This is a genomic window from Providencia sp. PROV223 (genome assembly GCF_028479245.1).
GTDB lineage: Bacteria > Pseudomonadota > Gammaproteobacteria > Enterobacterales > Enterobacteriaceae > Providencia > Providencia rettgeri.
This window is the reverse complement of record NZ_JAMPNG010000001.1, coordinates 236,825-250,501: the sequence shown is the minus strand read 5'-3', so window position 1 is coordinate 250,501 and position 13,677 is coordinate 236,825. Positions and strand designations below refer to the sequence as shown.

Below are 13,677 nucleotides of genomic sequence, written 5' to 3'. Positions count from 1 at the left end.
TAGGTTGCTTTTACATTTTTTGTATTTTACTGATAACACCTTGAGTATCTAATAAATATAAAACATCTTTAGGTTCCCATTTGTTTTTATCTCTTGCATCAAACTTATTATTAAATAAATATGGAGGGATGTAATATTTATTTTCAGTCATGTATTTTGCGATTGATTTCAGTATTTCTTCAACTTTTTCTCTCTCTTTTTCCTTTTTTATGAGATTGATGTTTCCATCAAGATTTTTATCCTTAATAAGTAAGTGTTTGTGTTTAAGAATTAAATTATTGTTTTTTGAGGTGGAAAGCTCCCAGATGATTTTAAATGTTTTTATTAATAATTTTTTGTTTTCATTTTTAGGGTTAATGATTGAAGTAATATAATAGTAGTCGACAACATTCATAATTGTTTGACTGAAAATTCGCCCTGTACCTTTTTCTCTTTCCATCATTCCATCATGACCAAAATGAACACATATTTCTCTCAATCTTTTTTTATTTTTATCATGCATGTTAATGGTGAATGGTGCGCCTAAATCCTCTTTCCTGTTATTTCTGCTTTTTTCCGCTCTTTTACGATCATCTTTCTTTTTACCTTTCATTGGTTTTGCCATAACGAATCCTCTTTGTGACTGTCATTCAATGTTTCAGTGACTTACTAAAAGTACACTAGTAATTGTGACTGTCATAATTTATAGAAAACTTAATGTTTTTGTGACGGTCACTAAAGTTTTAAAAAATTTTAGCAAATTTATTCCAGAAAATCACTGTGACCGTCACTAAGTCTAACTTTTTGATTGTTGTGACCGTCATAAGGTACGTATTGGAAGTTGTAAATCCCTAATCGCATCGTCGTGATGCATTACGATTAAGGATTAGTTATGCAACAAGATACATTTTTGACTCTCAAACAAGTTTTAGAAATCACTCAGGTTTCACGCGCGACCCTATATCGTTGGATAAAGGCAGGCGATTTTCCTGCGCAATATTCATTGACTGCATCTGGACGCTCGGTTCGTTGGAAAAGTAGCGAAATAGTTCAATGGTGTGAAAAATGCGTAAAAAAGGAGGGGCAATAATTATGTGGTTCTATAAGCCTGTTATAACCCCTTTATATGATGATATACAGAGTAATAGTGAACAAGTGAGTAATGGGGGTAGCTATGTCTACCCTTAAACCTAATATTGATAATTTGAAGAAATCAATTGCTATTCCTCATGAATTAGGTCATTACGAAATGATGCATAGAATTGATAAACTTAGTATTGTAGGTGATCTTGAAATTGATGATACCGATGAATTGTTCGATAGATTAAATAAGATGAAAGGCAGTCGTTTTTATTCAATTAGAAGAAGAAAAACGAAAAGTAAATATATTAAGAAACTTTATCGCTATCAAGTTAAGGTGAAAAACAAATATAATCCGAAGCAAGCATTTATGATCTATTATAAGCCGACGGAAATGGATTTTAAGAAAACAGATAAATATGAAGGAAGAGGTGCTGTTAGGTTTGAATTTAGTCCTCAACATTTTACTGTTGATGATATTAATAAATTAGTTCTTTATTTAGGAAAGAAGAAGCGCCTAGGTAAATATCTATATAAGTTATTGAAAAGCGCATGGGTGACTCGCATTGATTATGCTTTAGACATATATGATATGCGTCTCTCAGACTATCATATTGGTTTTAAGGGGGCATGTTGTGGCGAACGTTACTCAAGTGAAGGCGAGTTTCAAGGGCAACGGCTTGGTAGCAATAAATCAGAGTATCACGCCTCTTGCTATGAGAAGCTGGATGTTGGTGATGACTTAGACTCTCTTAGTGATGAAGAATTACAACTGATAATCACTAATTGGCGCGAAATACAGGATTACCGCCGCTTCCTACGCTTAGAAGTTCGTTATAAACCGAGATGTAAAGCGCTATTATTACGAGATATTCGCAATCTTCACAATTTGCTGGAACGTATTGGGTTCTATAAAAAGCCACTGTGTACCAAAGAAGGGGATTTAGATTGGGAGTTGTTACTGTCGGGCATGATATTACCTGAGCTACGCGATTATGTAAATAAAACCAACCCAAAGGAGGCTAAAAAGATCTTAAAACGTCTAGATAATAGATTGAAAAACAATCAAGTTGATCTTTTCGATAAAGATGAAATTTGGTGCGACTTTCATTTATTGGTTGAGAAGCTCGGCATTCTTGGAGTTCCAGCTCTTTGGCAGAAGAGTTTGCGTGAAGAGTGGGCTCGCAAACACGGTTATTAGTAGCCTGTATCACGGGTAATGGTGTTGGGTCGCTGCAGCGGTATGTGTGACGACTCAACATAATAATATATATATATATCAATGCTGGTTACCAGCATAACATCAAGTTTAGTAAGCATCATAAGCATAATGGCTGTGAATAATAACGCTATCTAATATGGGCTATAGCGTGGGGATATTGGGATTAGCTATTTTCGCCTAGACCGCGAGTTGTTCGTCTTAACGGATCGTTTTGAGTAGCTGGCACGGGTATTTGACGCTTTCTCGGTTTTTCTAATTACCTACTAAAAAATGGGGTTAGCGGTAACCCCACTAAAAAAGGTATTTGCGTAATTCAATTTACTATTAACAACATGGTAAATTGAAATGACAGCATATATCACCAAAGATAACATTCTTGTTACAGAAGCTACAGTCGAAGCCTATAAAGCGATTGTTCTGAGCGTTCCCTTTGATAATACCGTCGATCAACGTCAAAAACCTCAATATTACAGTGAAATTGCCTTATTCTTACAGCATATTATCTGTAGTGCGACGGTTAGCAAAAATACGAAGAAAAAAGCGAGGTTTAAAGGAAATAAAAAATGGACGTACTCTGTGCCATTTTCCGCTGAACTGGGGAAAGAGAAATTCCCTATGATTTTTAAGCAAAGTCGCGATTTAGGCATAGAACGCGGCTTAGAGTGCTTAGAACAAGCTAAAATTATTAAGATTATCCAACATAGTTATGGAACCCATAAGTGCCGAGAATTTGCTTTATCTAAAAGTGTCCTTAAAGCCTTATTTCCCGGTAAACGAAAGGATTATCTTAAACGTACAGATCGCTATACCTATTTGACGAATATTTTTGATAAACGTAAGAAACCCGAAACACTGTATGAATTGATGTTAAAAAGCTCTTATAATGTAAAGCCTCCTAAGCATAAAACATCGAAACGAACCATCGAAAATGTCAATTTTAGACAGCGTATTATCGGTGTGTATCAACAACTCGAAGCATTACCGATCAACCTTGATAAACTACAAGAATATTGTAATGACCATCCTACTGCAAAGAATAAGAGCTTTTATTTTAATTTTATCTCTCATTTGATGGAGGTAGGTGTCAAGGTGATGAGTGAAACGCCGCTAATCGTTGAGTATCGACAAGCGTATAAAACCGCCAAAGTGGGTAGCCGTTCTTTTGAGATAGGTACAGGCTTTCAATATTTACCCAGCAAGATGAAATGGGCATGTTTAGCCAATGGGTATAATTATGATATTAAAGGCTGTCAGTTAGCTATCGTAGAGCAAGAATTCAAGAAATATGGAATTAGCACTGATTCACTATCTGTACTAGAAACTGACTTTATTAAAGATACGCTAGGGGTCGATGATAATCTCGTTAAAACTATCCGCTACGGTACTATATTTAATGCTGGCTCTGTTAGTTTGTCAGCGAAGGGAAGTATGGTGAAAAAGCTACAAAAGCTCTATTCCAACGATTATGTATCAGAAATACTGGAACATTGGAAATTAGAGACAACAGAGCTACGCGAAAGCATAAATCAACTCATTGACGAGTATCTAAAAATAGGAAAGAAAAATAGGCATGGGCTTTCTGTCGTGAATGAGGTTGAGCAACCATTTAATACGACAAAGCGAAAAACAAAAAATGGGGAATGGAAAAAGTGGCGTCGTGATGTGATGCGACGTAAGTTACTTGCTCACATGATTCAAGGGCTAGAAAGCCGTGCAGTCTATGATTATGTGAGCTCGCACAACGGTGTTTGTGCGCTAGAACATGATGGATTTGTGAGTTTGCATGAGCTGTCTGATGGTGATTGGCAACACCCGTATTTGGATATAGTGTTGAAGCATGGTTGCTAGTGGTGAATCGAAATTAAAATTAGTTTTTGGGGAGTGGGCACTATCTCCATGCCACAGAATCATGCTTAATTAAGACACAGTTCTGTGGCATAAGCGGGAGTAGTTAACAACCATCAGTGTTGTTCAACGGGGGAGCAGTTATACCTCAAAACGTATTAGCAACAGGTAAGAAATCCTTACCTGTTGACTCACCTTTATCCCTTTAAAAGTTGTAACTCGTGATTGCAACAGCATTCTTATCACTATGAAGTCTATATAATATTCTAGCTAATAATTTACATCGTAAGGCAAGTACTATAATGACGCATATTTTGAAGGCAAAAATCAAAAACTTTAAGAAATTTCGAGAGTATGAGATTCATTTTGATCCCAAAAGAAATATTCTGGTTGGGGATAATGAAGCAGGAAAGAGCACTATATTGACGGCTATTGAACTTGTCTTGAGTGGTAGTAGAAGCAAGGTAGAGAGCTTGGGTATCGAAGCTTTGCTTAATGCCAGTGTTGTTTCAGAATTTCTAGCGGGTGAGAAGAATATAGACCGCCTTCCGAGTCTTCATATTGAGTTATTTCTAAACGAAGCGGATAACCCAGATCTCAACGGTAGAAACAATAGTGATGGAACTTATGCTGACGGGCTTCAATTGATCTGTGAGCCGAACGAAGAGTTAAGCACGGAGATACGGCAAGTTTTGGATACTGAAGGTGATAACTTTCCCTTCGAATTTTACGTTGCCAAGTTTATTACATTCAATGGGGACGCATACTCGAATTATCGGAAATTTTTGCGTTTTTTGTCTATTGATAGCACTCAAATTAACAACGAGTACGCAAACAGTCAGTATGTAAAAGCCATGTATGAAGCTACTGTGGAGCAATCTGTCCGTTACAGTCTAATGAATGAATATAGACAACAAAAAAATGCCTTCAGGGATACTCAACTAAATGTGATTAATGATAATTTAGAGGGATACGATTTTGCTATTCGCTCTGGCTCAAAGTTCAATTTGGAAACTGACCTAACCCTAACAGAGGAAGGCATTCCTATTGAAAATCGTGGAAAAGGAAAGCAGTGCTTTATAAAAACTGCGTTTGCATTGAGAGAGCGTGATGAAGGCAAGAGAATCGATGTCTTGTTACTAGAAGAACCTGAGAACCACCTTAGCCACACTAACATGTATAAGCTGATTAGTCAGGTAGAGAAATCACATGATAATCAGGTGATAATTGCAACCCATAGCAGTCTAATTAGCTCTAGATTAGATTTAAGAAAGTCGATTTTGCTGAATAGTGCAGCAACCAGACCTGCTACCTTGACAGATCTCACGAGGGATACAGCTAAGTTTTTTGCGAAAGCCCCTAATCATAACATCTTAGAGCATGTCCTTTCTGAAAAAGTAATTCTTGTTGAGGGGGATGCTGAATATATTCTGATGGAGTGCTTATACGAGCGAACTAAAGGCCATCCACCAAGCGAAGATGGAGTTCATATCATCTCAGTCGGTGGTACTAGCTTTAAACGATATATGGAAGTTTCTAAGTTATTGAATATTAGGACCGCGGTGATCCGTGATAATGACAGTGACTATCAAAAAAACTGTATAGATAATTATCATGATTATCAGTCAGACTGTATAACTGTGTGCTCAGACACAGATAACACAAGAACAACTTTTGAAATATGCATGTATCAAGATAATAAAGAAATCTGCGACGACTTATTTTCCGGTGGGGGGATACAATTAACACCGCAACAGTATATGCTGAATAACAAAACTACTGCAGCACTTAGGTTACTTGAGGAGAAGGCGAATGAAGTCGCTGTACCTCCATACATTAAAGAGGCCGTTGAATGGGTAAGCGAGTAGTACTAGCAGTTGCAGGATCGGGCAAAACACAACATATAATTGATCAATTGGACATAAATAGTCGTGCGTTGATTATTACTTATACTGTAAATAATACTACTAATCTAAAGAAACGTATTTTAAAAAAATTTGGAGTAATGCCTAAAGGTGTACGTGTTTACACTTATTTTTCATTCCTAATATCGTTCTGCGTGCGACCAATTGTTGGTAATGACATGAAGATAAAGGGGGTTAGCTATAGTGATCCGCCTAGATTTGCGAAACGCAACACTCATGAACATTACGTTAGTCAAGGAGACCGGCTTTACCATAACCGTATTGCGAAGATGATGATGGATTGTGATGGTGTATCTGACATCTCTGAGCGTATTAAAAAGTATTTTGATTTCTTCTGCGTAGATGAAGTTCAAGATTTCGCAGCTAATGATTTTAATTTACTTTGTCAGTTGTCGAAAATGGATGTGGAGATATTATTCGTTGGTGACTTTTTCCAACATACTTTTGATACTAGCAGAGATGGTAATATTCAAAAAAACTTACATAACCACTATGAAGCATATCTTACCAAGCTCAAAGATTCTGGATACACAATCGACTTAGATACACTCTCCCACAGCTATAGATGTAGCCCTACAGTTTGTAGATTTGTTACCGAACAAATTGGCATCACAATAAGCTCCCATCGACAAGATGAGGTCAATATTGCCCTAATTGACGATAATGAGCATGTTAAGAGACTATTCTCCGACGACTCTATCGTTAAATTGTTTTTTAAAGAAAGCTACAAGTATCTTGGAAGGACTGATAATTGGGGAAATACAAAAGGCTTGGATGATTTCGCTGACATCTGCATAGTTCTAAACCCAACCACATTCACAGCCTATAAAAAAGGACGATTGGCTACGTTGGCACCTTCGACGTTAAATAAGCTATACGTAGCTTGTACAAGAGCTAAAGGTAATGTGTATTTTGTTTCACAACGTTTGTTAGACGAGTATAAATGTTAAACCAAGAATACAGTAAGATGCCTAATTTGTGCCCCCGCAGGTTTACATAAAACGTTTTAACCAGTGTGTCGCTGTTGCATCCACCTGTTGAACTCAGAGCTCAAACCTGACTTTTGAAAACTATTTGAGGGCACTTTAGTGCAAAAAGTAGTTTTTAACCTTTATAATTTTACACCATGTAAGAACAAGTTATGTCTTCGCTGTTCTCCCTCACTGCTAACTACATTAAAAAATCCTCTGCTTACATTATCAGAAATATCAATAATGCGTTTTAATGCCGAAAGAGTCTTAAATTGCTGGCTAGTTAAATTTACCTTATCAAGCGCTAATTGTTCATCATTTACATCTTTTAAGTAAGAAAAATACTTACCCAAAAATCCCGCGATAACGTCAGATAGTTGAATAGCCTCTGAGTTGTGGGATTTAACGAACTCATGATTATGTATTGGCATATCATTGTCAGTTAACGGGAAATTTTTAACATCACCTTGAATGCTTTTTTCTTCATCAAAGATATGAATGGAATTTTTAAATAAAAATAAGTTTCTTAAATAAAACACCATAAAGCTATCGATCAGTTCTCGACCATGAAATCCCGATATAAACGGTAGTTTTTCGACTTTCAGAGATTCTTTAATCAAATTTTCGAGTACACTAGCTTGAACATTTGGCAGCATACAACTGTACATGCATGTAAAATCAATAAGCCATCTGCAAAACACATGAATTTTTTCTTCTGGAATATCTGGGTAGTTAAACTCATATAGAGCATTAAGGAAAACAGCAGAATTGCTATTAGCAAGCTCATAGAAATCGCTCTTAAGTGACATGTGATTCACAATATAAAAAGGATGATGTAACTCATCAATAATAGAATCAATAATGTCAATAACAGACCAGTATACGATATTAAGATTAAAATAATGGATGTAGAATTTATTTTCGATGAGCCAGTTTAGAATAATTAAAATCTTATCAGATTTAAGCATGTTTAAAAAATTACCCTTAGCAACATGCTTTAGCTTTAGCTCATGGGTGCTTTTTTGAAGATTAATCATCTGAAATAGGGTTGAATAATCACAGCTAGTGTTTCGCCCTTTATGCAGAATGCCTGCAAGGATAAAATTATCTGCCTTGTTAACATTAAAGCCAGAATCTTTTAAATATAATTTTCGGATGTTATTCGTCTCATCATAATAAAATGTATAGACTTCATCAGTATTTTGAAGACCATTATGCTGGATGAGCATCTCTCTAAGTTTATTGACATCCATTTCATTCCCCTTTATGAAATTTTTGAAAGAAGGTCTACTTCAGTAATCACCATATAACTCACTAAATTTTAGATAAGTTATACCAGCATATGACAAGTTATCATAACTTTACTTTGTATGCTGTAATTGGTGGAGTACTACTTAAGTGATGACCACAGGACAATGTTAAGGCATAAATATCAAATAGAGATTGTGGCAGCTTTTTAAATATCCCTAAATAATTTAGAAATATCTGCAGTAGATTGTGAACAGGTTTTAAGCTAGCCTAATAGCTCAAGGTAGACGGAAATGAAGTGACATTGTGCTGTAAAATTTTTAACTAGAAAAGTGATCTATGTTGCCATATAAACCAATGATGATAAAATGCACTATCGCCAGTTTGAAATGAGACTACCATGAAAAAGAATGAATTAATTCAAGTAACAAGACCAACTCGTACTCAACTCATTCGATCGGTAGCAACCTCTACAGCTATTGAAACAGGGCAGGAGTCTCGTCGCCTTGAAGAAGAGATGAAGGCTAAGCGTGAGAAGTTTGGACACTTGAAACTGGCGATTTAGTTTTCTTTTAAGGCTTCATTAACCCAATATTTCATGGGTTCATAGTTAAGGTTTAACCCTGCGTGGATTGCTGCGATGTACTGCTCGGGGTGTTGAGTCCAACTTTCATAGTCTAATGGCTGGAAACCTGCTTGTACTGCCATCACATCCGCGAGTAAACGCGATAAGCGCCCATTACCCTCCCTAAACGGATGTATCAGAATTAATTCCACATGTACTGTTGCAATAGCTTCTATGACTTGTTCTCGGCTCATACTGGTGCAGGGTGTGTACTTCGCTAGAAACTCTTTTTCAAATTGAGCAAGTAACTTTGCAACACGACCCGCAGGGGCAAACATAAAGCCACCCTTGCTAATATTCACCGTACGTAACTGACCAGCCCACTCGTAAACATTCCCTAACCATTGGCGGTGCCAACGCTGAATAAGTGATACGGTAATTTGCTCAGTGGGAAATTGTTCTTCAAAAATGACTTGATACAGTTTTTCTAACAGGACAAGCTCAGCATCATTGATATCATCAATGTTTGAAAGCCCTAGCTTGTTAGCTAGCACTTCTTCATCAGAACCATCAGCAAATTTTCCTTCGCTGTTAAACACATCGTATTTATTCATATAAGCGTGTTCTTGTGGTGTGGGTATGAATTTTGTACGTTATAATGCTAAAAACATCAAATAAATAATAACTACCTATAAATCAAAGGATTAATTAAGTGTAGGTTAAATTATAGGTTTTGCTGAAAAATTAATAAATATCGTTATATTTCAAAGCTAACACACCCATGCATCATGATTTTGATTCTAGGTTGGCCTGTTTTACCCAAATATCAAGTTTATCAGCCCAATCTTGCATCATGATTTTGCGCTCTTCAAGATAAGTTGCATGATTATATGAACGTCTAACGCTATTTGAGTCCATATGGGCTAATTGTGCTTCGATAGCATCAGGTCGATATCCTAACTCATTTAATCGTGTGCTGCCTGTTGTACGTGTCGCATGAGGGCTATATATACCACTCCAACCTCTCGTTTTAAGAAATTGCCTTAGCGAGTTAGTAGACATTGGTTTATGGCAAGAATCACGACCGGGAAATAAATGTTTGCGGTTACCAGTAAAACCATAAAGAGATCTTAGAATCGTAATAGCTTGTGTAGGCAGAGGAACAATATGTTCTCTTCGTGCTTTCATACGCTCAGCTGGGATAGTCCAAAGTGCATTATCAAGATCGAATTCAGACCATTCAGCCTCAGCGACTTCAGATGGACGAGAAAGCGTCCACCACATTAACCACATACAATAGTTCAGTTGAAAGGTGCCACGGCTATTATCAAAGTTATTGAGTAGTTGACCTATTTGATCCGTAGTGAGGGCTTTTTTATGTTGTGTTTTGTTTGCTGGGAGAGCTTTTCTTATTGCCCATACTGGATCACTATCAGCTCTTAATGTGGCAACAGCAAATTCAAAAATCGAGGATATAGTCCGCTTAGCTTCAGCAGCAACTGTTGGAGCACCTCTTTGAACCTCACGTTGCAATATTTTGAGAATATGGTGAGATGTAATTTCTCTTATTGGTAATGTGCCGATAGAAGGAAATACAATGCGCTCCAACATATCAAGGCGACGGTATTTGGTCACATCAGCCCAATCTTTCATTTGCAACCATTCCTTTGCGATGATTTGAAATGTATTTGCAGATTCGTTCGCTTTTCTAATCTTATCTAGTTGCTTAGCTTGTGTTGGATTAATTCCTTCTGATACGAGTTTTCTGGCATCATCACATTTAGATCTGGCTTCAGCTAGTGTTACCAATGGGTAGTTGCCCAATGCAAGCATGCTTGATTTTCCATTTATTTGAAAACGGAATCGCCATGCTTTTTTACCATTAGGTTTCACTTCAAGGTACAAACCGTTGAAGTCATTGATTCGATAAAGTTTTTCTTTAGGTTTTGCAGTTCGGCATTTTGTATCAGTAAGCATAATGAGTTCAACGAGTTATGTAAGTTGATATTATTATACTCACTTAAAAAGGGAAGATAAATAAATTGTACTCAGTTGCGTACTCATTTAATCGCGAGCTTTTATGAAACTTAATGAGACATAAAAAAGCATAAAACCCAGTTAATGTCATGAATTTTATGCTATTTTCTTATTAAGTGATACTTTGTGAAACAGTATGAGACTAGAGTGTAGGCTTACACATTAAACAAGAAGTTCAGCACATCGCCGTCTTTAACGATATAGTCTTTACCTTCTGCGCGCATTTTACCGGCTTCTTTTGCGCCTTGCTCACCACGGTACTGGATAAAATCATCAAATGCGATAGTTTGCGCACGGATAAAGCCTTTTTCAAAGTCAGTATGGATTTTACCTGCGGCTTGTGGTGCCGTTGCACCGACAGGGATAGTCCATGCACGCACTTCTTTCACCCCAGCAGTAAAATAAGTTTGCAGGTTTAATAACTGATAGCCGGCACGAATAACACGGTTAAGACCCGGTTCTTCAATACCTAAATCAGCCATAAACTCATCGCGCTCTTCGTCTTCAAGTTCTGCAATATCAGACTCAATCGCTGCACAGACGGGAACAACTACAGAGCCTTCGGCTTCTGCAATTTTATACACCACATCTAAGAAGGGATTATTTTCAAAACCATCTTCATTAACGTTAGCAATGTACATCGTTGGCTTTAATGTTAAGAAGCTCAAGTAGCGGATAGCGGCTTTATCTTCATTAGATAACTCTAATGTACGCAACATACCTGCTTGCTCTAGGTGCGGCAAACATTTTTCTAATGCTTCTAATTCTGCTTTTGCGTCTTTATCGCCACCTTTTGCGCGTTTTTGGACACGATGGATAGCGCGCTCACAGGTATCAAGGTCAGCAAGTGCTAATTCAGTATTAATGACTTCAATATCTGCGGCAGGGTCAACTTGGCCTGCAACGTGGATGATATTGTCATTTTCAAAACAACGAACAACGTGGCCAATGGCTTCGGTTTCACGGATATTCGTTAAAAATTGGTTACCTAGGCCTTCACCTTTAGATGCCCCTTTGACTAAGCCCGCGATATCCACGAACTCCATCGTAGTTGGTAAAATACGCTGTGGCTTCACAATTTCAGCTAATTGATCAAGACGTGGGTCTGGCATTGGCACAACACCCGTGTTTGGTTCAATTGTACAGAAAGGGAAGTTGGCTGCTTCGATGCCGGCTTTGGTCAATGCATTAAACAGAGTGGATTTACCCACGTTAGGCAGACCAACGATACCGCATTTAAAACCCATATGTTTCTCACCTTAATAGCGAGGGGCAGACATACGCTGCACCCAATGTTTAGAAATTGGCGCTGATTATACACAAAAAGTCGATTCGGATGAAATGAACTCTTATGCAGTTGCTTTGAAGCCATGTAGACGATTGATGGCTTTGTCCATTCCGTCTGCTAGCAGAATATCTGTACACCTAGCCGCTTCATCAATTGCATCATCAATGAGTTTTTGCTCAGATAACGGTGGCTTACCCAAAACAAAGCCAACCACTTTGTTTTTATCACCCGGGTGGCCAATACCTATGCGTAAACGATAAAAATTCGGGTTATTGGCGAATTTACTTTGAATATCTTTCAACCCATTGTGGCCGCCATTGCTGCCCCCTAATTTCATTTTAGCTACACCGGGGGGTAAATCGAGTTCATCATGGGCGACTAAAATTTCATCGAGATTGATGCGATAAAAATTGGCTATAGCGGCAACCGACTTACCACTTAGGTTCATAAATGTGGTTGGAACCAGCAGACGGATGTCATTACCGCCCATATTAATACGTGCGGTATAACCAAAAAACTTTGCTTCTTCTTTCAATGGCTGATTATGGCGCTCAGCCAGTAAATCAACATACCATGCACCTGCATTATGGCGCGTTTGTGCATATTCAGCACCCGGATTGGCAAGTCCAACAATTAACTTAATTTTGCTCACGGTGGTGATTTCACTATCAGTTATGAAAATAATGCCCTAGTTTACCTTGTGAAATGCAGGATGTACAAAATTGTGATGGATAAAGTAACTATGATTATAATTGCTTAATAAACTATTCGGGTTTTCTGATTTTTTGATGAAAAGCATTTTTTGTACAGATATTCTTGCTAACTTCCTTCCTTGTGATGTCTATCGCAAAAAATTTTACTTAATGCACTATAATCATTACATAAATATAAAGTATGACCGAATTTATTTACACATGCTTGCTTATCAGTTTACTGGTACTGGAGGTATATATGAAACGGAAAAGCGCTCATCTTCTTGGTAATGTCTTCATGGGAATCGGAATGGTGTTGATGATCGGGAGTATCGGTGTCAACTTATTCTCTCATATCGTTAACTTAGGCCTTTCAGAACTTATCACGAACGGTTCCTTATTCGGCATTTTTATCGGTGCGATGGTATGGTTAGTCGGTGCTAGGATCGGCGGCCGTGAAAAAGTTGCAGACCGTTACTGGCAATTGAAACAACAATATCATTCACGCAGAGATAATCACCGCTATCCATAACATAAATAGTCTAGAGCAATTAATTGCTGATAATGGTGAACGAGTTTGATAATTAGGCATTAAGAAGAGTGAAATCCCAAAGAATTTTGCTCTTTTGTCGTGAATATTGTTAGTTATTTTAGATGGCTATTTTTGTCGTTTCATAATGTGAAATCACCACTATGATCGGTGATAAAATATAAAAATGAGCCCCAGTGGCTTTTTCTGCCAAAATCATAAAGCCCCTGCAAATGACATTGCAGGGGCTTATATTTTTTTGTGACTTTTTCATCACGGTTGAACGCTAAAATCCA

The 13,677-nt window shown here is 37.4% G+C and carries 13 protein-coding genes; 7 read left to right on the top strand and 6 right to left on the bottom strand.

Features of this window, described 5'->3' with window-relative positions:
• Positions 1–10: 10 nt before the first annotated feature.
• Positions 11–604, bottom strand: coding sequence for a hypothetical protein (locus tag PR767_RS01190; protein ID WP_272519768.1), 594 nt, complete (start codon positions 602–604; stop codon positions 11–13).
• 267 nt (positions 605–871) lie between these two features.
• Between PR767_RS01190 and PR767_RS01185 the strand changes: the two genes are divergently transcribed.
• From PR767_RS01185 to PR767_RS01165, 5 genes are all read left to right on the top strand, one after another.
• The gene (locus PR767_RS01185; RefSeq protein ID WP_259493479.1) at positions 872–1,069 is read left to right on the top strand and encodes a helix-turn-helix transcriptional regulator; all 198 of its coding nucleotides are present in this window, start codon (positions 872–874) and stop codon (positions 1,067–1,069) included.
• 84 nt (positions 1,070–1,153) lie between these two features.
• Positions 1,154–2,260 (top strand): hypothetical protein, encoded by a 1,107-nt coding sequence (locus tag PR767_RS01180; RefSeq protein ID WP_272519767.1) that lies wholly within the window; start codon positions 1,154–1,156, stop codon positions 2,258–2,260.
• A gap of 366 nt (positions 2,261–2,626) precedes the next feature.
• The gene (locus tag PR767_RS01175) at positions 2,627–4,129 is read left to right on the top strand and encodes a hypothetical protein (RefSeq protein WP_272519766.1); all 1,503 of its coding nucleotides are present in this window, start codon (positions 2,627–2,629) and stop codon (positions 4,127–4,129) included.
• 299 nt (positions 4,130–4,428) lie between these two features.
• Positions 4,429–5,994 carry an ATP-dependent nuclease gene (locus tag PR767_RS01170; protein ID WP_272519765.1) on the top strand — a complete coding sequence of 522 codons (1,566 nt, stop codon included), beginning with the start codon at positions 4,429–4,431 and terminating at the stop codon, positions 5,992–5,994.
• Positions 5,979–7,001 (top strand): AAA family ATPase, encoded by a 1,023-nt coding sequence (locus PR767_RS01165; protein ID WP_272519764.1) that lies wholly within the window; start codon positions 5,979–5,981, stop codon positions 6,999–7,001. Before PR767_RS01170 ends, PR767_RS01165 begins: the two co-directional genes overlap by 16 nt.
• A 161-nt stretch (positions 7,002–7,162) precedes the next feature.
• Here PR767_RS01165 and PR767_RS01160 read toward each other — a convergent pair whose 3' ends face one another.
• Complete coding sequence (locus PR767_RS01160; protein ID WP_272519763.1) at positions 7,163–8,275, bottom strand: DUF3800 domain-containing protein; 1,113 nt, start codon at positions 8,273–8,275, stop codon at positions 7,163–7,165.
• Positions 8,276–8,670: 395 nt separating this feature from the next.
• Here PR767_RS01160 and PR767_RS01155 point away from each other — a divergent pair, with 395 nt between their 5' ends.
• Positions 8,671–8,835: a hypothetical protein gene (locus PR767_RS01155; protein ID WP_272519762.1), complete on the top strand. Its 165-nt coding sequence runs from the start codon at positions 8,671–8,673 to the stop codon at positions 8,833–8,835.
• On the opposite strand, the gene PR767_RS01150 is transcribed toward PR767_RS01155, so the two are convergent.
• From PR767_RS01150 to pth, 4 genes are all read right to left on the bottom strand, one after another.
• The gene (locus tag PR767_RS01150) at positions 8,832–9,449 is read right to left on the bottom strand and encodes a Fic/DOC family protein (RefSeq protein WP_272519761.1); all 618 of its coding nucleotides are present in this window, start codon (positions 9,447–9,449) and stop codon (positions 8,832–8,834) included. The two genes, PR767_RS01155 and PR767_RS01150, sit on opposite strands and share 4 nt — an antisense overlap.
• A 172-nt stretch (positions 9,450–9,621) precedes the next feature.
• Positions 9,622–10,812, bottom strand: coding sequence for a tyrosine-type recombinase/integrase (locus tag PR767_RS01145; protein WP_004910599.1), 1,191 nt, complete (start codon positions 10,810–10,812; stop codon positions 9,622–9,624).
• A gap of 215 nt (positions 10,813–11,027) precedes the next feature.
• Entirely contained in the window at positions 11,028–12,119 is a 1,092-nt protein-coding gene (gene ychF / locus PR767_RS01140) for a redox-regulated ATPase YchF (RefSeq protein ID WP_004910600.1), read from the bottom strand.
• Between the two features lie 102 nt (positions 12,120–12,221).
• Positions 12,222–12,812: an aminoacyl-tRNA hydrolase gene (pth, locus tag PR767_RS01135; protein WP_004910601.1), complete on the bottom strand. Its 591-nt coding sequence runs from the start codon at positions 12,810–12,812 to the stop codon at positions 12,222–12,224.
• Between the two features lie 299 nt (positions 12,813–13,111).
• On the opposite strand from pth, the gene ychH reads away from it, so the two are divergent.
• On the top strand, positions 13,112–13,384 hold the full coding sequence (gene ychH / locus PR767_RS01130) for a stress-induced protein YchH (RefSeq protein ID WP_004910602.1): 273 nt from the start codon (positions 13,112–13,114) through the stop codon (positions 13,382–13,384).
• Positions 13,385–13,677 lie beyond the last annotated feature (293 nt).

Excerpts from the sequence above, each read along its gene's own strand:
- PR767_RS01170 (WP_272519765.1), top strand. The coding sequence starts at position 4,429 with ATGACGCATATTTTGAAGGCAAAAATCAAAAACTTTAAGAAATTTCGA.
- PR767_RS01180 (WP_272519767.1), top strand. The coding sequence starts at position 1,154 with ATGTCTACCCTTAAACCTAATATTGATAATTTGAAGAAATCAATTGCT.
- ychH (WP_004910602.1), top strand. The coding sequence starts at position 13,112 with ATGAAACGGAAAAGCGCTCATCTTCTTGGTAATGTCTTCATGGGAATC.
- PR767_RS01175 (WP_272519766.1), top strand. The coding sequence starts at position 2,627 with ATGACAGCATATATCACCAAAGATAACATTCTTGTTACAGAAGCTACA.
- PR767_RS01150 (WP_272519761.1), bottom strand. The coding sequence starts at position 9,449 with ATGAATAAATACGATGTGTTTAACAGCGAAGGAAAATTTGCTGATGGT.
- PR767_RS01155 (WP_272519762.1), top strand. The coding sequence starts at position 8,671 with ATGAAAAAGAATGAATTAATTCAAGTAACAAGACCAACTCGTACTCAA.
- PR767_RS01185 (WP_259493479.1), top strand. The coding sequence starts at position 872 with ATGCAACAAGATACATTTTTGACTCTCAAACAAGTTTTAGAAATCACT.
- ychF (WP_004910600.1), bottom strand. The coding sequence starts at position 12,119 with ATGGGTTTTAAATGCGGTATCGTTGGTCTGCCTAACGTGGGTAAATCC.
- PR767_RS01145 (WP_004910599.1), bottom strand. The coding sequence starts at position 10,812 with ATGCTTACTGATACAAAATGCCGAACTGCAAAACCTAAAGAAAAACTT.
- PR767_RS01190 (WP_272519768.1), bottom strand. The coding sequence starts at position 604 with ATGGCAAAACCAATGAAAGGTAAAAAGAAAGATGATCGTAAAAGAGCG.
- PR767_RS01160 (WP_272519763.1), bottom strand. The coding sequence starts at position 8,275 with ATGGATGTCAATAAACTTAGAGAGATGCTCATCCAGCATAATGGTCTT.
- PR767_RS01165 (WP_272519764.1), top strand. The coding sequence starts at position 5,979 with ATGGGTAAGCGAGTAGTACTAGCAGTTGCAGGATCGGGCAAAACACAA.